This is a genomic window from Blautia sp. Marseille-P3087 (genome assembly GCF_900120195.1).
Taxonomy (GTDB): Bacteria; Bacillota; Clostridia; order Lachnospirales; family Lachnospiraceae; genus Blautia_A.
The window spans coordinates 702,517-723,239 of record NZ_LT635539.1 but is presented as its reverse complement, the minus strand read 5'-3'; the positions used below and the strand labels follow the sequence as shown (position 1 = coordinate 723,239).

Sequence of the window (20,723 nt, the reverse complement as noted above, 5' to 3'; positions counted from 1 at the left end):
ATCTTCATCAAATCTTTATTTTTTCCTGATAGATTATATTTCAGTAAGAAATGAAATATAGAAGGAAGGATGAATGGTAAAGATGAAAATGATGTTGCAGACACAAAATCTATGTAAATATTTTAGAAAACAGAAAGCGGTAAATAATGTTTCACTTAATATAGAAAAGGGACAGATTTATGGACTGCTTGGACCGAATGGTGCTGGTAAATCTACCATATTGAAAATGCTGACCGGTATGATGAAACCAACTGCAGGCAAGATTTACTTTGATGGAATAACATGGGATAGGAAAGATTTATCAAAAATAGGAGCGTTAATTGAAAATCCGCCTATTTATGAAAATCTTTCCGCCAGAGAGAATTTGAAGGTAAGACAATTATTGCTTGGTACAGATGAAAATAGAATTGGTGAGGTCTTGCAGATTGTATCACTTACAAACACCGGAAAGAAGAAAGCAGGACAGTTTTCTTTGGGAATGAAGCAAAGACTAGGCATTGCAATGGCATTGCTTGGAGAACCGGAACTTTTGATATTGGATGAACCTACGAATGGATTAGATCCAATAGGCATCGAGGAATTACGAGAGCTGATCCGGTCTTTTCCGGAACAGGGAATCACTGTAATTCTCTCCAGTCATATTCTCTCAGAGGTACAGTTACTTGCAGATAAAGTCGGGATTATTTCAGGTGGAATCTTAGGATACGAAGGAGCATTAAAGCAGGGAGATAATCTTGAAGATTTGTTTATGAATGTGGTAAGAAAAAACCAGAAAGCAGGTGAAATCCATGGTTAATATTATAAAAGCAGAACATCAAAAAGCCAAAAGAACCATGCGAAAAAAGTTTATCTGGGGATTTCCTCTTCTTACATTTGTCATGGCATTTATATTTACTCTTGGGATGACAAATGCTTATGCAGAAAGTGTTTGGAACTGGTGGTATACACTTTTGCTGCCGGGGATGATTGCTCTATTTTGTTATCTTTCTGTGGCGCAGGAGAAAAAGATAAAATACTATCATTTAACGACTATTCCCACAGACAGAAGAAAATTGGTGCTGGGGAAAATTATTTATATTGGGTACATGATTTTGTTTTCTAATGTGATTGTGTTTGCAGGAGCAACGCTTGGAGGCTTTCTTCTAACGACACATGTTCCAGTTGGAGGAGCGTTGATTGCAGTATTGTTTCTGACGGTTTCTGAATTATGGGAGATTCCGGTAGCTTTATTTTTAAGTGAACGCTTTGGAATGATTGTAAACCTGTTCGTCTGCCTATTTATTACCGTCAGCGGTGTGGTAATATCACAAACCAGAATCTGGTATGTACTTGTCTCTGCAATTCCTATGAGGATGATGTGCCCGTTGCTTCATGTTTTACCAAATGGACTTGCCGCAGAAGCAGGGAATCCTCTTTTGGATACGGGAGTCATTGTTCCGGGAATGTGTCTCTCAATCATCTGGTTTGTTTTTGTAACGGTTCTGTTTTTGAAATGGTTTGAGAGAAGAGAGGTGAAATAAGATGATTGGAAGATCTCTTAATGCAGACTTGCGAAAGATGAAAGGAACATCTGTGATTCTGGCACACTTACTGATTCCGATTATAACCAGCGTTATATTTTTAATATATTACTTTTTTTCACCATGGAATGAAAATATGAAAGTGATTGCATTTTATCAGGCAATAGGAGCAGGACTTCCGGTACTTATTGGAATTTTTACAGCAAGTGTGATGGAACAGGAACAAAATGCAGGTGATTTTCAAAATCTATTGTCTTTACCGGATAAACCTGCAGCATTTTTATCGAAACTGTTGATGCTACTGGTTTTGTGTCTGTGCTCTATCCTATTGACAGCAATCATATTCGGAATTGGATTTGGAAGAATCGCATCAAGCGATATCAAAATCATGAAAGGATGTATATTTGCAGCATTGCTGCTGTGGGGAAGCAGTGTTCCACTTTATCTGTGGCAGCTGATTCTGGCTTTTCAGTTTGGAAAAGGGGTATCCATTGGAGCAGGGATTATATCAGGACTAATTAGTGCATTGATGCTTACCGGACTTGGAGATTATGTGTGGAAATATGTATTTGTCTGCTGGACGGGTAGAGTACCATATACTTATCTGCAATCTGTATTGGGAGAAACTAGTGTAGGTGAATGGTTGTCATTCATACCAGGTTGCTTAATATTTACAGGGATTAGTATGGTATACTATTTTTGGTGGGTAAACCACTGGGAAGGAAACAGAATATCGGAATAGAATCGAGGGAAACTATGGCAAAAATACTGGCAGTTGATGATGAACCGGCAATTCTGGAAATGATAGAAAGCATTTTGAATAAGGATGGACATCTGGTTACCAAAGTAAGTAATCCGCTGAAACTTAATATGGAAGAATTACATCGTTATGACCTGATTTTACTTGACATTATGATGCCTGGAATGGACGGCTTTGAATTATGCAAAAGAATCAGGGCACTTGTGGATTGTCCGATTTTGTTTCTTACCGCAAAAACGGAGGAAAAAAGTCTGGTGAACGGACTTTCGTTGGGAGCAGATGATTATATTTCAAAGCCATTTGGAGTGATGGAACTTCGGGCAAGGATTCATGCACATCTTAGAAGAGAGCACAGGGAACATTCTGTCCGGATGGTTTTGGGGAGGGTCTGTATTCAAATATCTCAAAAGAAACTATTGGTTGATGATAAGGAACTTCCTCTTACGAAAGCGGAGTACGAAATTTGTGAATTCCTGGCTAAAAACAGGGGACAGGTTTTCTCGAAAGAACAGATTTTAGAAGAGGTCTTTGGTTTTGACAGTGAGAGTAATGACAGTACCATTATCACGCATATCAAAAATATAAGAGCAAAATTTGCGGATTATGATTATACACCGATAAAAACAGTCTGGGGGATTGGATATAAATGGGAAGAGTAAAGAGAAGCAATGCACTCAGCTGGATTTTTATGAGATATGTACTGGTCATGCTTGGATCATTAGTAGGTTTGGTGATTGTTGCTTGGCTGCTGCTGTACCTTTTGATTAGTGTGGGCTGTATCTATCCGGCGAATTATGCAGAGCAAAAGATTAATGAAGCATATGATACGATTTTACGTGCGGATAAAGTAACTGCTGAGATGATTCCTGCACTTTGTGATTATGTAATCTTTTCAGAGAATGGAGAGAAAATAGGTGGAGATCTGTCAGAACAATACGAACAGATAGCATGGAATGTTGCAAAGTACGGAAACGCATCCGGGAAATATTTTTATAAAGTAATTGTAAGGGAAAATGAATATGTTGTATTGCAATATCGCCTGACACCTCAATATCATTCAGCTTTTTTGAGGGAGCATTTTATAGGACCACAGAATGTGATGAGTATTATGTCAGTGATTGGAGCGGTAGCGATTATCATCATTCCGTCCATACGTTTTGGAAAAAGAATCAAAAAGCAGATGCAGCCTGTATTAGACGCAATCAGACAAATAAAGGATCAAAATCTGGAATATGAGACATCCTGTTCCGGTATCAAAGAGTTTGATGACTGTTTATCGGCAATCGATGATATGCGAGATGCATTGCGAGAATCTTTAGAAAAGCAGTGGAAAACAGAGCAGGAAAAGAAACAACAGATGTCTGCTTTGGCGCATGATATTAAAACACCTCTTACGATTGTACGGGGAAATGCAGAACTACTTTCAGAGACTGAACTGACCACAGAACAGAAGAATAATATCACTTATGTTTTGAACGGCACAACACAGATACAAAGTTATGTAAAACAGTTGATAGATGTCACAAAATCATGGAATTGCAGTGATGTTACCTATACAACGGTGAGGTTAGAAGATTTTTTCGCAGATATAAAGGAACAGGCACTCGGGCTGGCAGAAATCTGCCATCAGAAAATAAACTGGAAGGCACAGCAAAGTGATAAAAAGGTAACGATTGCTTATGATCCAATGTTTCGGGCTGTAATGAATGTGATTCAGAATGCAGTGGAGCATACGAAAGAAAAGGAAATCATCTATATTGGTGCAAAGGAGCAGGATGGTCAGCTGACATTCATTGTGGAAGATAGTGGATCAGGATTTACAAAAGAAGCATTATTGCATGGCACAGAGCAGTTTTTTATGGATGACACAAGTAGAAATGGCGAAGCCCATTATGGGATGGGACTATTTTTTGCAAAAACTGTGGCTGAAAAATATGGCGGAGGGATTAAACTTTCAAATTCTGAAAATACAGGTGGGGCGAAAGTAAAAATATTTTTCATGAGTAGTCAAGAAACAAGCTAAATAGACTGCAATTAAGCTATGTAAAAGAAATTTTACATGATTTTATCTAATATGTAAAAGCCTTTTGATAGACGTTACTACTACGTTTGCTGTAATCTCATGGAAGAAAGATCCCTATAAAATCATTTTCATATATAAAACAGGATTCAAAAATGAAATTGGAAACGCAAAAGAACGATTTGGGAAGAAATCAAAAGCAGTAGAAAAAGCGAAAGAAATGTGTTCCCATATCGCAGACGAGGTAAAGGATGTGTGTTCCTATGCTAGTGACAACACATGTAGAGACGGTTGTTTTACTTTCAAAAGTGCACACCTTTGCAAACGATAGAGGTTTTATTTTGCGCGGATTTGAATTGAAAAATTATTAGAAATATAGTAAGGTAAACTAAAGTTGAAATATGCTGAAAGAAAAGTAAGCTTAATGGTATTTGCAAAGATATTACTGGCTTAGGACGTTGGGGAAATGGCGATGTAGAATTGTTTATGGAGCATCAGGATGAGTTAGATCAAATCATGGAAATCGTGAAACAATCCTTTGATGCACAGGCAGAATAATGATTTTGGGACGTTAAAGGAGGCCTCTTATTTGAAAAAGAAAAAAGACGAAATAACCATCCGTTCCAGCGCAGCGGAATACCTGACTTATGTTGCATCTATCGGTGATCAGCAGGACAGCATTGAGATGCGCTATGAGGATGAGAATATATGGCTGACACAGAAGATGATGGCCACATTGTATGACGTTGGTTTGCCAACGATAAATGAACATATTAAAAAGATTTATGCAGATAGCGAATTAGAAGAGTCTGCAACTATTCGGAATTTCCGAATAGTTCAAACCGAAGGTTCACGTCAGGTGACTCGTGATACAAAGCATTATAATCTTCAAATGATTATTGCGGTTGGATTCAAGGTTAATAATGAGCGAGCAGTACAGTTTCGCAAGTGGGCCAATGGCATCGTGAAGGACTACACCATCAAAGGCTGGGTTATGGATGATGAGCGTTTGAAAAATGGTGGCTCTGTGCTTACAGTAGAATACTTCGATCGTTTGCTTGAGCAGATTCGTGAAATCCGTCTTTCTGAACGTAGATTTTACCAGAAGATAACGGATATCTATGCTACAGCTCTTGATTATGACAGAACAGCAAAAACAACAAAGCAGTTCTTTGCAAAGGTCCAAAACAAGATGCATTATGCAGTTCACGGACATACAGCAGCGAAGTTGATTTATGAACGTGCCGATGCTGATAAGCCACATATGGGATTAACCACTTGGGCAGCAGCACCGGAAGGTAAGATTGTAAAAAGCGATGTGAGCGTTGCAAAGAATTATTTGAGTGAGCAGGAAATGCGTTCACTGGAACGTATTGTATCTGCTTATCTGGATTTGGCAGAGGATCGTGCGGAACGTCATATTCCGATGACAATGGAGGACTGGGCAAAGCGACTGGATCTATTCCTGATGGCAGATGACAGAGAGGTCCTTCAGGATGCAGGTAAAATCACTGCTGAAATTGCCAAGGCAAAGGCCGAAACCGAATTTGAAAAATATCGTGTCATTCAGGATAGGCTGTTTATGTCTGACTTTGATAAGTACATGCTGGAACTGGAAGAGAATGCGAAGAAGTAGTAGCATCGCCATTAAAATTTTCAGTTTGCCAAGGTCGAGTGCATGGGAGTTGGGTCATCAGTCGGGATGAAAAATAGCGTTTGACCTGTTATAAGTACGAAGAACAGACAAGGTGGAGACGATGGCAGTTCTTCGTCAAATTTGACTTTTATGTTGGAATCACTATAATAGTAGAAACGAATAAAAAAGTTGAACTTTTTCCGTGGACGGGCGAGGTTCAGAGTGTGACATGGATAACGAAATGTATCAATACTTTTTTGCTACAGAATTTGTTGATATGTTTCCGCAAACAAACGGAGATATTTTTCAACATTTCATATTAGTCTGGAACGGTTCTCGAAAACTGACATCAATCCGGACCTATCGAGCCATGTCGAGACGGTAGTTCTTTTGTCCCAACTGAAACAAAAGCCGGATGATTACATTAATGTCACGATTGAACTTGATGATATGGATATAACATCTGCAGAGACTAAGGCTACATATGATGAGATAAAGAAGTATGTGGCTGAACATAATGCCGGCATGAAGGTTTCCAATCTGTATATCTCACAGGTAAAGAGAAAATGCGGAATTGAGGTTGGAAAGAATTTGCGCGTTGCAACGAGGAGAATGGACTGCTTGCAGGGCAATTCGACGACTGCCGCGACAGACTTGGAACTTGTTCCAAGTCCTAATTTACCTAAAAATGAAGATAGCAGGCAACCGCAGTATCCAGAAGATAAAGAGAGTGCAATTGTGGAGGCATTGAAGCATTTTAAGATGAATAGTTAATAAAGAGAGGTGCATATGCTATGCCAGGTATACTCGTGGTTGAAGATGATGAAAATTTAAATCGTGGAATTACATTCTCACTGAAAAAATCCGGATATGAGGTTTTTTCAGCAGAATCAGTGAAAAAAGCGAAAAGAATTGCAAGTGATAATAATGTGGATGTTACCATTTGTGATGTGAATCTTCCGGATGGGAATGGACTGGAATTTGTAAGGTGGATGAGATGCAATTATAATATATACATTATTTGTCTTACAGCACTAGATCAGGAGATGGATCAGGTCATGGGATATGAAGCAGGGGCAGATGATTATATTACAAAGCCGTTTAGTCTTTCGGTACTTCTTTTGAAAATAGAAGCATATTTCCGCCGCAGACAGGAGAAAACGGAAGCCGGAAAGATGATTTCGGGAGATATCGTATTTATCGCAGGAGAAATGAAAGTCCTGATAAAGAGTCGTGAAATCAGTCTGACAAAAACGGAGTTGAAAATGCTGACTTTTTTTCTTCAGAATCCGAAACAGATTCTTTCAAAAACACAAATATTGGAAAATGTGTTTGATCTGGAAGGTGATTTTGTGGATGAAAATACAATCGCTGTCAATATCAGAAGACTCCGTGAGAAAATTGAAGACAATCCGGCTGCACCGGTCTATATAAAGAATATCAGAGGACTTGGATATATATGGAATCAGGAGGTAAGGCAGTGACAAAGAGATATCACAGGAAACTCACATCAGCCTTGTCGTTGGTATTGCCGGTCATATTAGTGTTTGCAATATTAAATTGCTTTACCACGTATGTGTTTTATGAAGATTACAAATATAAAATGAATCTTATGACAGAGATTGCTGCAAAGGAAGAAGTTTCCGGGCTGGATGCTGTTTCGGAATTGCTTAAGGATAAGGATATTGAAACCAACGAACAGGGAAAGCAATTATTGGAGCAATATGGATACTGGGGAAATAAAGGGAATGCATTTTATATGCAATTCCGGCATCAGGTTATGGTGACCGGTGCTGTAAGCACTGTGATATGCGTGCTTCTTTTGACTTTTTTACTTTATTGGAAGAAAAAAGAAGATGCGTGTCATCAGAAAATTTTAGACCAGTTGGAAGAAATTCTGATCAGATTCCGTGAAAATAAATTTGATGCTTTACTGAAAACGGAAAATCCAGCAGAACTGGAAAAATTGAATGACCAGCTTGAAGCAATCGGACATCATATTCAGTTGCTAAAGGAAGAAGCACGGGAAGAAAAAGAGAACACGAAAGAAATGGTTTCTGATATTTCTCACCAGTTAAAGACACCGGTTGCAGCTTTGGATACATGTTTTAGTGTGCTGATGCAGAATGACTTAAGTGCCACAGAACAGGAGGAGTTTCGTATCCGTTGTCGGAGTGCTCTGGATGGACTGGAGACATTATTGCAGTCGCTTCTTGAAATATCCAAGATGGAAACTGGACTGATTCAGATTAATAAGAAAAAACTTCCGCTTATGGATACTGTCATATCTGCTGTGAATCGCACTTATCCTAAAGCGGATGAGAAAGAAATTGAATTCGTTTTTGACTATGAAAAAGAGTTGGAAACATGCACGATTATGCAGGATAAAAGGTGGCTTGGTGAAGCTGTGATCAACGTTCTGGATAATGCGGTCAAGTACAGTCCGGGTGGTTCAAAAATATTTATCCGGTTACAAAAAAGAAACGATCTTGTAAGAATGGAAATTGAGGATCAGGGAATTGGTATTCCGCAGAATGAGTATCACAAAATTTTTCAACGATTTTACAGAGGAAGTTCCAGGGAGGTCATGGAAAAGAGTGGTACAGGAATCGGACTTTTTCTATCGAGAGAAATTATCGAAAAGCACGGAGGTACAATCATGGTAACCTCCGGCAAAAAGAAAAAAGGAAGCACGTTTGTGATTCAATTACCATATGTTGGTTAAATTTTAAGTGGGCAGAAATCTTACAATTCTGTAAGACTTCTGCTCGTTTTTTGAAAGTGAAATGAAAGATTGTCCTGATACAATTTGGATGTAGGTTGAAAAGGTACACTTTACAGAATTAAAAAGGGAGGCAACACATGAGTGTGATATTAGAAACCAAGCAGCTTTGTAAATTTTATGGCGCAGGTGAGAATCAGGTCAAAGCGGTCAATCAGGTGGACATTCAGATTGAGCAGGGAGAATTTGTCGCAATTGTTGGAAAGTCAGGTTCCGGTAAAAGTACATTACTTCATATGCTTGGAGGGCTAGACACCCCGACAAAAGGCAGTGTTACTTTAGCAGGGAAAGATTTATACAGGATGAAGGAAGATGCCCTTGCTGTTTTCCGCAGAAGAAAAATCGGATTTGTTTTTCAGGCATTTAATCTGGTTTCATCTGTTAATATCTGGGAAAATATTGTACTGCCACTGGGGCTGGATGGAAGCAAAGTGGATGAAGCGTATGTAAATGATATTATTGCAACTCTGGGGATTGAAAACCGGATTTATAATCTGCCAAATCAGTTATCCGGAGGACAGCAGCAGAGAGTAGCAATCGCAAGAGCACTGGTGAATCGTCCGGAAATTATATTTGCAGATGAGCCGACAGGAAATCTTGATTCTAAGACCAGTGATGAGGTAATCGCTCTGCTTAAGATGACAGCAAAAAAATATGGACAGACAATTGTAATGATTACCCATGATGACGAAATTGCACAGGTCGCTGACCGTATTCTGGTGATTGAGGACGGACAGGTGGTGGATTTCAGATGAAGACAATAAGCAGGATTGCATATAGCAATGACAAAAGGAACAGGACAAGAAGTATACTGATCATGATGGCAATCTGTCTGACCACGATGCTGCTTGTTATCATCAGTACTGTGGGAAATGGGGTAATTCATTTACAGAAAAGTCAGGCGGCAGGATCATATGGAAACAATTATGGTCTGTTTGTTTCCGCAGACGGATCGCAGTTAAAAGAAGTAAACCGCCGTGCGGAAATAGATGCTACAGGCACTATGTGCATCGAAGGTATCATAAAAGGCAATGAAAAAGGCGGGTTTGTCTGCATGGATGAGACTGCAAGAAAAATGCTTCCTTATAATAAAGAATATGAGTTGAAGGAAGGAAAGTATCCGGAAAAAATGCAGGAAATTGCCGCAGGAAGAGCATTTTTTCGTGCAATGGGGTATGGTGATGTAAAGATCGGAGATACGGTTACACTGGATTACCGCGCAGGGATGCAGTCAGAATATAAGCCGGAAGAATTTGTTGTCAGCGGAATCCTATATGATCGGGATGAGTATACCATCGAGGCATCTTATGTTGCTTTCGGGTCACAGGAGTTTTATGATGAGCATGTCGCAGAGAATGACAGACAGTATAATATTTATTTTACTTTAAATGATTCTGCAAATGTATCTATGAATAATATTGATTCGGTTATAAAGCAGATTGCAGCAGCTTGTGGGATCGAAGAAAAAAACGTTATAGTCAATGATCTCTATTTGCAATGGGTCTTGCAGCCGAGTTATGAAACGATTGCGGTATGCGGGGTTTTGATTCTTGCAATTGTACTTTTCTCTGTTGTGGTCATTTATAATATTTTTCAGGTCGGTATTGCTAACAAGATACAGGAGTATGGAAAAATCAAGGCTCTGGGAGCAACAAAAAAGCAGATGAAACAACTGATCTTCAGAGAGGGTATGTTTTTGACAATTTCTTCAATACCAGTTGGATTGCTCCTTGGCTTTCTGATTGCAAAATGCGGTTTTAACTGGCTGGTAGAACAGGGAAACCTTGTATCAACCGGAACTGGCTCTATGGGAGTCCAAAATCAGCAGATGCCACTGTTTTCCCTGCCTGTTATGCTTCTATGTATTTTTGTGTCATTTTTTACCGTTGCTTTGGCGCTGCGTAAACCAATGAAAATTGTTTCACGGATTTCACCTATCGAAGCAACACGGTATATAGAAAATGCAGAAACACATAAAAAAGGAAAACGAAATGGCAGAAAAAATGTCACCGTGTTTTCTATGGCAATGGCAAATATAACGGGTAATCCAAAAAGAACCATTGGTACCATCCTCACACTGGGGCTTTCCTGCGCATTGTTTGTGATTATCTCTAATTATGTAGGAAATATTGATACGGGGCATGAAGCACGTCTTTCCGTTAATCATGGACAATTTGAACTGCAGCTTGACTATTCTGCTGAGTACGATGAAAGATATCCGGAGAATAATCTGGATACGATTCTGACGGATAATCCATTGAATGATTCAATGATTGAAGAAATCAAAAGCATTCCAGGAGTGACAGATGTCATGACGAGAGAGATTGTCTCTGTAAATCTGAACGGAACAAGATTTCCGGCTGATATTGTGAGTAAAAATGATTTTGAGTTTATGCGCCAAGACGGGGATATTGGCTCTATGGACTATGATCAGGCGGTAAAGAATGGTGAAATTTTCTTTGGTTGGTTGATGTGGATGGAACAAGATGGATATGCTCCGGGTGAATCCATTGCATTTGATTTTGAGAATGGAAGTGAAACCTATACCTATCAGGGAAAGATTGCAGGATCCTTTGTAAGCGCGGACACTTATCTTGTCATTCCGGAAGGTGTATATCGTTCCATGAATCCGAGGGGAACAGCCTATGGCTATCTGTGGGTGGACTGTGATAAAAAAGATGTTGCATCTGTGGAACAGAGTCTGAATACTTTGATTCCTAATACTTCGCATATAAAAATGGATACCTATCATGCACAGTTACAATCTGCAGAATTCACAGCTCGCATGATGAAGCTTGGCTGTTATCTGTTTATGGCGGTTGTAGGACTCATTGGTTTTATGAATATGGCAAACACCATAATCATGAATATTACGACAAAAAAGCAGGAATATGGTGTATTACAGGCTGTGGGTATGACAAATAAACAATTAAATTTATGTCTGCAGTTACAGGGAATGATGTTTACGGTTGGTACCATATGCGTAGCTTTGATCATTGGTCTGTCGCTCGGCTATGCACTTTTTTCCTATGCAAAACATAATGGAATATTTGGAATGAATATCTATCATGTTCCAATCGTACCAATTTTTATTATGATTTTTTTTGTCGGTCTGTTGCAGATTGTACTTTCCTGCGTTTTAAGCAGTAATCTGAAAAAGGAAACGCTGGTAGAAAGAATAAGGTATCAGGGATAGCAAGTAATATGTAATGAACTAGGTCTTAACGAAGAGGAGAAATAGATAACTTCCATTTTGTATGTATGATAAATCTAAACAGTATTTTAGCAACATTTCCTACTGGTTAATTAAATTGAATAGAAATTAAACACTGTTCAATTGAGCAATCTATATGAATCTGATATGCTGAGTATACAAAAGCTTTTGAATTTTTTAGGAGATGAAGCAAATGGGAGAATAGTAATTCCAAGCCGGATATTGAACTGCTGGCACCAATTGCAAGACTGCTTGATATTTCACTTGATACATTACTTTCTTTTCATGAAAAACTTTCAGATACTGAAATCGAAGAAATTATCAGGAAGATGGACAGGATGTTTTCAGAAGAAGGCTATGAAAAGACTTATGAATGGGCATTGAGATTTATAAAGGAATATCCGAATTGTAACATGCTTATCTGGCAGACTGCGGTAATGCTTGATGCAAGAAGAATAACGGATAAATGCACGAATCAGGAAAAATATGATAAGCAGATTAACGCATGGTATGAGCTGGCACTACATGATGAGAATGAAGAGATACAGCATCATGTGTTAAAAATATAGTGAAGTATGGGTAAAAAGGACATTCCAGAACTGTAGATTTTACAGGTCAGGGGATGTCCTTTTTGCTGATATGGAAATGTTCAATGGACAAGGTAATGATACTGAGAGATATTAAGACTGATAGGAATGATATCTATCTTATCTATTGTTACTTGTTCTGATTTCTCCATTCCCGTGGGGAGACACCATAAATATTTTTAAATGCACGGGAAAAATGAAGCTGATTTTCGTATCCGACAGCGGAACTGATGTCCGCAATAGATAAGGATGTCAGCTTTAATAATTCGGTAGCCTTTACCATGCGGTAGTTCATAAGAAATTCCTGCGGAGAGCGGCCAATAGAGTTGCGGAAGATTTTCCCCAAATAACTCCGGTTGATGCCACATACTGTAGCGATATCTTCGATCGAGATATTATTCTGAAAATTCTGTTCAATATAATTGATTGCTTCTTTTATATAATAATCACTCATGCGCCCACTGGAAACCAGCTTAGTAGATTTTGCTGACTGCAGCAGATAATCCATAAATAAATACAGATGGCCAATGAGATGAAAAGAAGATTCATGAGGATGATTTACAATATAAAGCATTTCATCAGCAAGTTTTTCACGCAATTCTTTGGAGTGTGAATGATAAATGGGCACATCTTTACACAAATCTGTGACACTTAAAGCTTCTTTTATACGCAAGCCATCAAATTCAATCCACATATATTCCCAGGGAAGCTGTTTATCGGCAATGTAGGTGTTGATCTGACCGGGAAAAATAATAAATCCCTGCCCGCTTTTTATGGAATAGGTCTGTGTTTCACCTTTTGCATTGTCAGCCATAAGGGTTCCGGTTCCGGAAAGAATGTAATGGAACAGATAGTGATTGCGTGTGGCAGGACCAAAAGAATGACCGGGATCACACTGTTCATATCCAAACTGATACATACACAGATCAATAAAATTTTCATTCGGAAAAATATTAAATAATATATTGCTCATAAAATACTCCTTATATACCAAAATGCGATATTAGTATCTATTATAGCACAAAATATTGCATTTAGATATAAAATTAAAAAAATATGGGTATTTAAGGACGCATAAAGGTATGTTATAATTAGATTATCAAAAAGGCAAGCGGATATATTTAAGAAAAGGAGAGAGGAATATGGCAAAAAGGAATATTTTCCGTGGTCTTGCGGCTGTGCTTGCACTTGGTATGTGTATGACAGGACTTGCTGGATGCGGAAGCGAAAAAAGGGCGGATGGAAAAACGGAGATTGAAGTGGTTTCCTACAAACCAGAAGCAGTTAAGGCATTTGAAAAAATTGAAAAGCGGTTCAATGAAACACATGATGACATTCATTTGACGATTTCATCTCCAAACGAAGCAATGACTATTTTAAAGACACGTTTTATCCGGGAGGATTATCCGGATATCATCGCAATCGGAGGAGACATCAACTATTCCAACTTTTTAGATGCAGATCTGTTTGATGATATTTCCGATCTGGATGAAGTCCAGACCGTAAAACAGGCATATCTGGATATGGATAAGGAACTGGAGTTTATTCCAAAGGATGGCACGTATGCACTTCCATATGTGGCAAACGCGGCAGGAATTTTATATAACAAAGATCTGTTTGAGGAAAATGGCTGGAAAGTTCCGACCACCTGGCAGGAATTTACCACACTGTGTAATGAAATAAAACAGAGCGGAACACTTCCGCTGTATCTGGGATTTAAAGATACCTGGACCTGTCTGGCTCCGTGGAATGCGCTGGCGGTCGGACTTACCGATTCGGACACCTGCAATCAGGTAAATATGGGAAATACCACATTTTCCGATACGTATGGACCGGTAGCAGAAAAGATGCGTGCGCTTTTGGATTACGCCGAAAAAAATCCGTATGCATACGGTTATAACGATGCCTGTACAGCATTTGCCCGTGGGGAAGCTGCCATGTATCCGATCGGAAGCTATGCAATTCCGCAGATTAAATCGGTCAACCCGGACATGAATATCGGCTCTTTTACATTTCCTGCAAATGATAACGAATCAGACAATGTATTAAATTCAGGAATTGATCTGCAGTTTTCCGTAATGAAAGCATGCAAAAATAAAGAGGCTGCATATGAAGTTTTAAAATATCTGTATGACGATGAGACCATTCAGATTTATCTGGATGATCAGGGCGGAATTGCCTGCAAAGACGGGGATTTTGCAATTCCGGAAACACTCAAGGATATGCGTCCTTACATTGAAAACAACCGCATGGCAGATTATCAGGATCACCATTATCCGAGTGAGATGAGTGTGGATGCCATGATCCAGACGTTCCTGCTGGATACAAGCGATAATGCACAGGAAAAGTTTTTGAAAAAATTTGATTCCGACTGGAAGCGCTATAACCGGGATCTGATTCGGAAAGTACAGGATTATCAGAAAGAACAGGAGGATGCACAATGAAAAAGAAAATGTCAAACAGGGACAAAACATTCTGGGCGGTTATCATACCGGTTGTAATCTTATTTTTTGCATTCAATACACTTCCAATGATCAAAGGTGTGATTTACAGTTTTACCAATTATAAAGGATATGGAACTTACGATTATGTTGGATTCCGGAACTATGCAGATCTGTTTACGGATTCCCGAGTGGGAAAAAGCTATTTGTTTACGTTTAAATATGCACTGGCAGGAACGATACTGGTAAATGTGCTGAGTCTGATCATGGCAGTTGGATTAAACAGTGCAATCCGTTTTAAAAGTGCACTGCGCGGTATTTATTTTGTACCGAATATTTTAGGAGGACTTGTCATCGGTTATATTTTTAGTTTTATTTTTACTTACATTCTTCCAACTGTGGGAAATGTGTTCCATATTGGATTTTTACAGAACAGTATTCTTGCAAGTGAAAAATACGCATGGATTGGTGTGCTGATTGTTGGTGTATGGCAGGCAGTTGCCATGAATACCATTATTTATATTTCCGGTCTGCAGACCGTCCCGGAGGAAGTATACGAGGCGAGTATGCTTGACGGAGCAAGTAAATGGAAACAGTTCTGGAAAGTAACATTTCCACTGGTTATGCCGTTTGTAACGATCAATCTGGTGCTGAGCACAAAGAATTTCCTCATGGTATTCGATCAGATTATGTCATTGACCAAGGGAGGTCCGGCACAGAGCACGGAATCCATTTCTTATCTGATATATAAAAACGGTATGGATGGCGGACAGTTTGGATTCCAGAGTGCAAATGCAGTTATATTCTTTATTGTGATCGTGGCGATTTCACTTTTCCAGATGACAGTTATGAATAAGAAGGAGGAGCAGTTATGATGAAAAAAAAGCAGAAAACAAACTTGGTACTTACAATTGTTCTGATTCTGGGGACATTAACTGTATTTTTCCCACTGTATATGGCAGTGATTATTGCATTTAAGAAACCGAGTGAGATGACAAACGATGTGGCGGGTGCACTTTCTTTCCCGAAACAATGGAGTTTTGAAAACTTCCGTCAGGCAATGGAAGTGACCGATTTCTGGCGTTCTCTTGGAAACAGTTTACTGATCACTCTGGTAACGATCGTACTGGCAATTCTGATCCACTCGATTGCAGGCTATGTGATCGGGAGGGGCATGGCAAGAAGAAAAAGTTTCCGTTTTATCTATCTGTATATTGTCAGTGGTATGTTTGTTCCATTTTCCATCTTAATGATGCCTCTGGTAAAACAGACGGCACACATGGGACTTGGAAACCGTGCCGGTGTCATCGTGTTGTATCTGGTATTTTACATGCCAATGAATGTCCTGCTTTACAGTGGATATTTAAAAAATATTCCGGAAGCACTCGAAGAAGCAGCAGATATTGATGGGGCAAGTACCTGGACGACTTACTGGAGAGTGGTATTCCCGATGATGAAACCGATGCATGCGACGGTTGCGATTCTGACAGCCCTTGGAACATGGAACGATGTTATGACACCGCTTGTGATCATGTCCGGAACCGGACAGAATACGCTGCCGCTTGCACAGCTTAACTTCCAGACACAGTTTGGAACCAATTACAATCTGGCGTTTGCCTCCTATATTCTGGCACTGATCCCGATCATGATCTTTTATATGATCTGTCAGAAACAGATTTTGAATGGTGTGGCAAACGGCGCAGTCAAAGGATAAAAAATAAAACGAGGTGGCTTCTATGGCAATTATATATCATCCAAATAAAAAAATCTTTACCCTGCATACAGCGCATACAACTTATCAGATGCAGGTCGATCCACTGGGATATCTGCTGCATCTGTACTATGGAGATAAAACAAACAGCCCCATGGATTATGTTTTAACCTATGCAGACCGTGGATTTTCCGGAAATCCTTATGCAGCGGGCATGGACCGCACCTATTCGCTGGATGCGCTGCCACAGGAGTATCCTTCCATTGGAACTGGGGATTACCGCAATATTGCGCTGAATATCAAAAATGAAAAAGGGGTGGAAAGCGCAGATCTGCTTTTTAAAAGTTATGAGATCCGAAGCGGCAAATACCAGTTACAGGGACTTCCGGCTGTCTGGGCAGACAAAGAGGAAGCACAGACACTGGAAATTGTCCTTGCAGACGAAAACGCACAGGTTGAAGTTCATCTGCTGTATGGTGTTTTGGAAGAAAACGATGTCATTACAAGGAGCGTCCAGATTAAAAATACGGGAACTGGGCAGATTACGATCGAAAAGGCAGCGGCAGCCTGTCTGGATTTTGTACAGGGAGATTTTGATGTCCTGCGGTTTTATGGAAAGCATGCCATGGAGCGCAATCTGGAGCGTACGTCGCTAGGGCATGGAACCATTGCGTTTGGCAGCCGCAGGGGAACGTCCAGCCATCAGTATAATCCGGCAGTGATTTTGGCAGAAAAAGGAACAACAGAGACCGCAGGCATCTGCTATGGAATGCTGTTTGTATACAGCGGAAATTTCTCCTGTGAGGCAGAAAAAGATCAGTTCAACCAGACGCGCCTGCTTCTAGGTTTAAATGAAGAACTGTTTTCCTATCCGCTTGCGGAAGGAGAAACCTTTACGGTACCGGAAGTCATTTTGTCTTATTCGGCAGACGGATTGTCTGCACTGTCGCAGCAATATCATAACTGCATCCGCAACCATGTGTGCCGCAGCAAATATGTCCATATGCAGCGCCCGGTGCTGATCAACAGCTGGGAGGCAGCATATTTCGATTTTACGGGAGATACGATCGTGGATCTGGCAAAAGAAGCTGCTTCCCTTGGAATTGATATGGTAGTGATGGATGACGGCTGGTTTGGGAAAAGAAACGATGATAATTCTTCCCTAGGGGATTGGCAGGTCAATGAAAAGAAACTGGGGGGAAGCCTGGCAGAGCTTATTACCCGTGTGCATAATCAGGGGGTGAAATTTGGCATTTGGATTGAGCCGGAGATGGTCAATGAAGACAGCGACCTTTACCGGGCACATCCGGACTGGGCAATTCAGATTCCGGGGAAAAAGCCGGTGCGCTCGAGAAACCAGTTACTGCTTGATTTTTCCAGAAAAGAAGTGCGCGACTGTGTATTTGATCAGATTTGTGCCGTGCTGGATCAGGGAAAAATTGATTATGTCAAGTGGGATATGAACCGCAGTATGGCAGATGTCTATGCCGGAAATCTTTCCTATGATTACGTGCTTGGTGTTTATAATTTTATGGAGCGCCTGTGCAGCCGGTATCCGGATCTTCTGCTTGAGGGATGCAGCGGTGGCGGCGGCAGATTTGACGCAGGAATGCTTTATTATTCCCCACAGATCTGGTGTAGTGATAATACCGATGCAATCAACCGCACAAGAATTCAGTACGGAACGTCGTTTTTCTATCCGGTTTCCGTAATGGGGGCGCACGTTTCAGCGGTGCCGAACCACCAGACCGGACGGGTGACAAGTTTCCACACCCGAGGGGTGACGGCGATGGCTGGAACCTTCGGTTACGAATTAAACCCGGCGCTTTTATCCGATGAGGAAAAACAGCAGATCCGGGAACAGATTAAAACATACAAGAAGTATGAAACGCTTATTAACGAGGGAACCTACTGGCGGCTGTCCGATCCGTTTATGGATGAAATTGCGGCATGGATGACGGTGTCAGAGGAACAGGATCATGCATTAGTCAGCGCAGTGCGTCTTAGGGTAGAGGCAAATCAGGCAGCCGTTTATGTCCGCCTGCGTGGGTTAAAACCGGATGCCGTGTATTTGGAAGAACAGAGCAGCAGACAGTATTCCGGTGCAGCACTGATGCATGCGGGAATTCCGCTTCCGCCGTTTACCAGAGAATATGAGGCGTATCAGTTTGTTTTTACAGAGCTGAAAGAGGCTGGAGTATTATACGAAAAAGTATAGAAATGGTGTGAGAGGAATACCAAAAATCGCATGGTCATCAGCATTTACGGTGGCTCCGGTTCCGGAAAAACAACACTTGCCACGGCATTGCAGCAGTATTTTTTAAATGACGGCAGGGGCTGTTACCTGCTCTCGGGCGATGATTATCCACACCGGATTCCTCGTTTCACAAATATAGATAGATTACCATGATATGAAGTGGAAGAAACAATGGCAGAACTGAAGTCTCAGATTTATGAGTTTAAGAAAAATCAAATTGATGCGGATAGTATATACAGATTTTTAGGTGCCTTTAATGAAGTGTATTCGGAATGTATGGATGCAGAAAAGAAGCAGTTCATGCAGGCATTTATTGAACGCATTGATATATTCCCGGAAAGACGGGAAGATGGAGATTGGATTCAGAATATTAAGTTTCAGTTTCCGGTACCGATTATTAAAGAAGGCAAGGAAGTAGTACAAATCAAGGGGATTTCTTTGGACAAGGAGAAATCGGATGAGCATATGATTTCCTTGGAAAAGTTATCAACACTTGAGACGGTTGGAGAGCGTTTCAAGTGTTGTGTAAACAGAAAAAACTGATATAAGATATGTCATTAGTTATCGAGGACAGAACCTGTTTTTCAGGGTTCTGTCCTTGTTTGTATTATAATGCGGTTTTATGGTATGTCAAGCAGGACTGGCTGTGCCAGCCCTGCTTAGCATGCATTCTGCTTATAACCTTTCCAATCTTTCTTCGAAGAAAATTTCCAGCTGAGAATGGATCTGTCCCCAATCCTGACGGTGTCCCGTCCATTTCTTGGTGATATCTATCATGGCCAGATACAGCATTTTCAAGAGACTGTCATCGGATGGAAATACCGTCTTGGATTTGGTGACTTTCCGGAGCTGGCGGTTAAATCCTTCAATCGTGTTCGTGGTATAGATCAGACGTCTGACAGCTTCCGGATACTTAAAATATGTTGAAAGATTTGCCCAGTTATCTTTCCATGACTTTGCAGTCTTAGGGTATTTCCCGCTCCATTTTTCGTCAAAGCTGTCCAGTTCTGCCAATGCAACTTCTTCTGTAGGAGCTGCATATACACGCTTCAGATCTGCCATAAGTGGTTTGATCTCTTTGTAAGAAACAAATTTCGTGGTATTCCTGATCTGATGGATTATGCACTGCTGGATCTCGGTTTGGGGAAATACTGCTTCAATTGCCTGTGGAAAACCGGTCAGTCCATCCACACACGCAATCAATATATCTTCTACACCCCGGTTTTTCAGGCCATTCAGGATGGAGAGTCAGAGCTTGGCACTTTCATTTTGACCAACATACATTCCGAGGACATCCTTACGTCCTTCCATATCGATCCCAATCGCAATGTAAACAGCACGTTTTACAATCTGCCCCTCATTACGTACATGGAAATGATCTTTTCTTCCATGTCCTGCGTAATCGAATTCTGATACTTCTTTACAACCTGTGGTTCGAAGTCACCTTTTCGATCCCTTGGAATATCAATCTCCATATCTCCGTAACTGGTATGTAACGTTTTCTGGGAATGTCCATTCCTGGAATTATCGGTTTCTTTATTTCGATAATCATACTTGGAATATCCCAGTTTTTCATCCAGTTCCTGATCAAGGGCACCTTTCAAAATGATAGACATCATATCCTGCATAATGGAATTAACATCTGTTCCATCTTTTACTTTTACATTGTTTTCTTTCAGGTAGTTTCCCATGAGTTCTCTAAGCGCTGCTTTTGGTGGTGAATCCTTTTTTCTTGCCATAAAATAAACCTCCAAACTGAGTAATTCTATCTTACATCAGTTTGGAGGTTTATACA

The 20,723-nt window shown here is 40.3% G+C and carries 19 protein-coding genes and 2 pseudogenes; 19 read left to right on the top strand and 2 right to left on the bottom strand.

Going from position 1 to position 20,723, the window contains the following annotated elements; translation table 11 throughout:
• Positions 1-82: 82 nt before the first annotated feature.
• From BQ7344_RS03390 to BQ7344_RS16405, 13 genes and pseudogenes are all read left to right on the top strand, one after another.
• Positions 83-796 (top strand): lantibiotic protection ABC transporter ATP-binding protein, encoded by a 714-nt coding sequence (locus BQ7344_RS03390; protein WP_072523338.1) that lies wholly within the window; start codon positions 83-85, stop codon positions 794-796.
• The gene (locus tag BQ7344_RS03385) at positions 789-1,520 is read left to right on the top strand and encodes a lantibiotic immunity ABC transporter MutE/EpiE family permease subunit (protein WP_072521437.1); all 732 of its coding nucleotides are present in this window, start codon (positions 789-791) and stop codon (positions 1,518-1,520) included. The genes BQ7344_RS03390 and BQ7344_RS03385 overlap by 8 nt, the downstream gene beginning before the upstream one ends.
• Before the next feature lies 1 nt (position 1,521).
• Positions 1,522-2,262: a lantibiotic immunity ABC transporter MutG family permease subunit gene (locus BQ7344_RS03380; RefSeq protein ID WP_072521436.1), complete on the top strand. Its 741-nt coding sequence runs from the start codon at positions 1,522-1,524 to the stop codon at positions 2,260-2,262.
• A gap of 14 nt (positions 2,263-2,276) precedes the next feature.
• A complete protein-coding gene (locus BQ7344_RS03375; protein WP_072521435.1) occupies positions 2,277-2,939 on the top strand; it encodes a response regulator transcription factor in 663 nt (220 codons plus the stop codon).
• Positions 2,927-4,303, top strand: a complete 1,377-nt coding sequence (locus tag BQ7344_RS03370; protein ID WP_072521434.1) for a sensor histidine kinase — start codon at positions 2,927-2,929, stop codon at positions 4,301-4,303. The genes BQ7344_RS03375 and BQ7344_RS03370 overlap by 13 nt, the downstream gene beginning before the upstream one ends.
• Before the next feature lie 103 nt (positions 4,304-4,406).
• Positions 4,407-4,631: pseudogene (locus tag BQ7344_RS16910) on the top strand (recombinase family protein); the annotation flags it as partial.
• A 258-nt stretch (positions 4,632-4,889) separates the two neighbouring features.
• Complete coding sequence (locus tag BQ7344_RS03360; RefSeq protein ID WP_072521433.1) at positions 4,890-5,936, top strand: virulence RhuM family protein; 1,047 nt, start codon at positions 4,890-4,892, stop codon at positions 5,934-5,936.
• A 390-nt stretch (positions 5,937-6,326) separates the two neighbouring features.
• On the top strand, positions 6,327-6,710 hold the full coding sequence (locus BQ7344_RS03355; RefSeq protein WP_330392806.1) for a 23S rRNA methyltransferase: 384 nt from the start codon (positions 6,327-6,329) through the stop codon (positions 6,708-6,710).
• 20 nt (positions 6,711-6,730) lie between these two features.
• The gene (locus BQ7344_RS03350) at positions 6,731-7,420 is read left to right on the top strand and encodes a response regulator transcription factor (RefSeq protein WP_072521432.1); all 690 of its coding nucleotides are present in this window, start codon (positions 6,731-6,733) and stop codon (positions 7,418-7,420) included.
• Positions 7,396-8,661: a sensor histidine kinase gene (locus BQ7344_RS03345; protein WP_072521431.1), complete on the top strand. Its 1,266-nt coding sequence runs from the start codon at positions 7,396-7,398 to the stop codon at positions 8,659-8,661. Before BQ7344_RS03350 ends, BQ7344_RS03345 begins: the two co-directional genes overlap by 25 nt.
• A gap of 137 nt (positions 8,662-8,798) precedes the next feature.
• Positions 8,799-9,473 carry an ABC transporter ATP-binding protein gene (locus BQ7344_RS03340; protein ID WP_072521430.1) on the top strand — a complete coding sequence of 225 codons (675 nt, stop codon included), beginning with the start codon at positions 8,799-8,801 and terminating at the stop codon, positions 9,471-9,473.
• A complete protein-coding gene (locus tag BQ7344_RS03335) occupies positions 9,470-11,914 on the top strand; it encodes an ABC transporter permease (protein ID WP_072521429.1) in 2,445 nt (814 codons plus the stop codon). Before BQ7344_RS03340 ends, BQ7344_RS03335 begins: the two co-directional genes overlap by 4 nt.
• Before the next feature lie 356 nt (positions 11,915-12,270).
• On the top strand, positions 12,271-12,501 hold the full coding sequence (locus tag BQ7344_RS16405) for a hypothetical protein (RefSeq protein ID WP_235816022.1): 231 nt from the start codon (positions 12,271-12,273) through the stop codon (positions 12,499-12,501).
• A 148-nt stretch (positions 12,502-12,649) separates the two neighbouring features.
• On the opposite strand, the gene BQ7344_RS03325 is transcribed toward BQ7344_RS16405, so the two are convergent.
• Positions 12,650-13,492: an AraC family transcriptional regulator gene (locus tag BQ7344_RS03325; RefSeq protein ID WP_072521428.1), complete on the bottom strand. Its 843-nt coding sequence runs from the start codon at positions 13,490-13,492 to the stop codon at positions 12,650-12,652.
• Between the two features lie 169 nt (positions 13,493-13,661).
• Here BQ7344_RS03325 and BQ7344_RS03320 point away from each other — a divergent pair, with 169 nt between their 5' ends.
• From BQ7344_RS03320 to BQ7344_RS03295, 6 genes are read left to right on the top strand one after another with little or no spacing between them, the layout of a single operon-like run.
• Positions 13,662-14,963 carry an ABC transporter substrate-binding protein gene (locus BQ7344_RS03320; RefSeq protein WP_072521427.1) on the top strand — a complete coding sequence of 434 codons (1,302 nt, stop codon included), beginning with the start codon at positions 13,662-13,664 and terminating at the stop codon, positions 14,961-14,963.
• Positions 14,960-15,835 (top strand): carbohydrate ABC transporter permease, encoded by an 876-nt coding sequence (locus BQ7344_RS03315; protein WP_072521426.1) that lies wholly within the window; start codon positions 14,960-14,962, stop codon positions 15,833-15,835. The genes BQ7344_RS03320 and BQ7344_RS03315 overlap by 4 nt, the downstream gene beginning before the upstream one ends.
• Positions 15,832-16,674, top strand: a complete 843-nt coding sequence (locus BQ7344_RS03310) for a carbohydrate ABC transporter permease (RefSeq protein WP_072521425.1) — start codon at positions 15,832-15,834, stop codon at positions 16,672-16,674. Before BQ7344_RS03315 ends, BQ7344_RS03310 begins: the two co-directional genes overlap by 4 nt.
• 22 nt (positions 16,675-16,696) lie before the next feature.
• On the top strand, positions 16,697-18,889 hold the full coding sequence (locus BQ7344_RS03305) for an alpha-galactosidase (RefSeq protein WP_072521424.1): 2,193 nt from the start codon (positions 16,697-16,699) through the stop codon (positions 18,887-18,889).
• A 30-nt stretch (positions 18,890-18,919) separates the two neighbouring features.
• Positions 18,920-19,081, top strand: a complete 162-nt coding sequence (locus BQ7344_RS16770) for an adenylyl-sulfate kinase (RefSeq protein WP_083585472.1) — start codon at positions 18,920-18,922, stop codon at positions 19,079-19,081.
• 18 nt (positions 19,082-19,099) lie between these two features.
• Positions 19,100-19,471 carry a hypothetical protein gene (locus BQ7344_RS03295; protein ID WP_072521423.1) on the top strand — a complete coding sequence of 124 codons (372 nt, stop codon included), beginning with the start codon at positions 19,100-19,102 and terminating at the stop codon, positions 19,469-19,471.
• A gap of 132 nt (positions 19,472-19,603) precedes the next feature.
• On the opposite strand, the pseudogene BQ7344_RS03290 reads toward BQ7344_RS03295, so the two are convergent.
• Positions 19,604-20,667: pseudogene (locus tag BQ7344_RS03290) on the bottom strand (IS256 family transposase).
• Between the last annotated feature and the right edge of the window lie 56 nt (positions 20,668-20,723).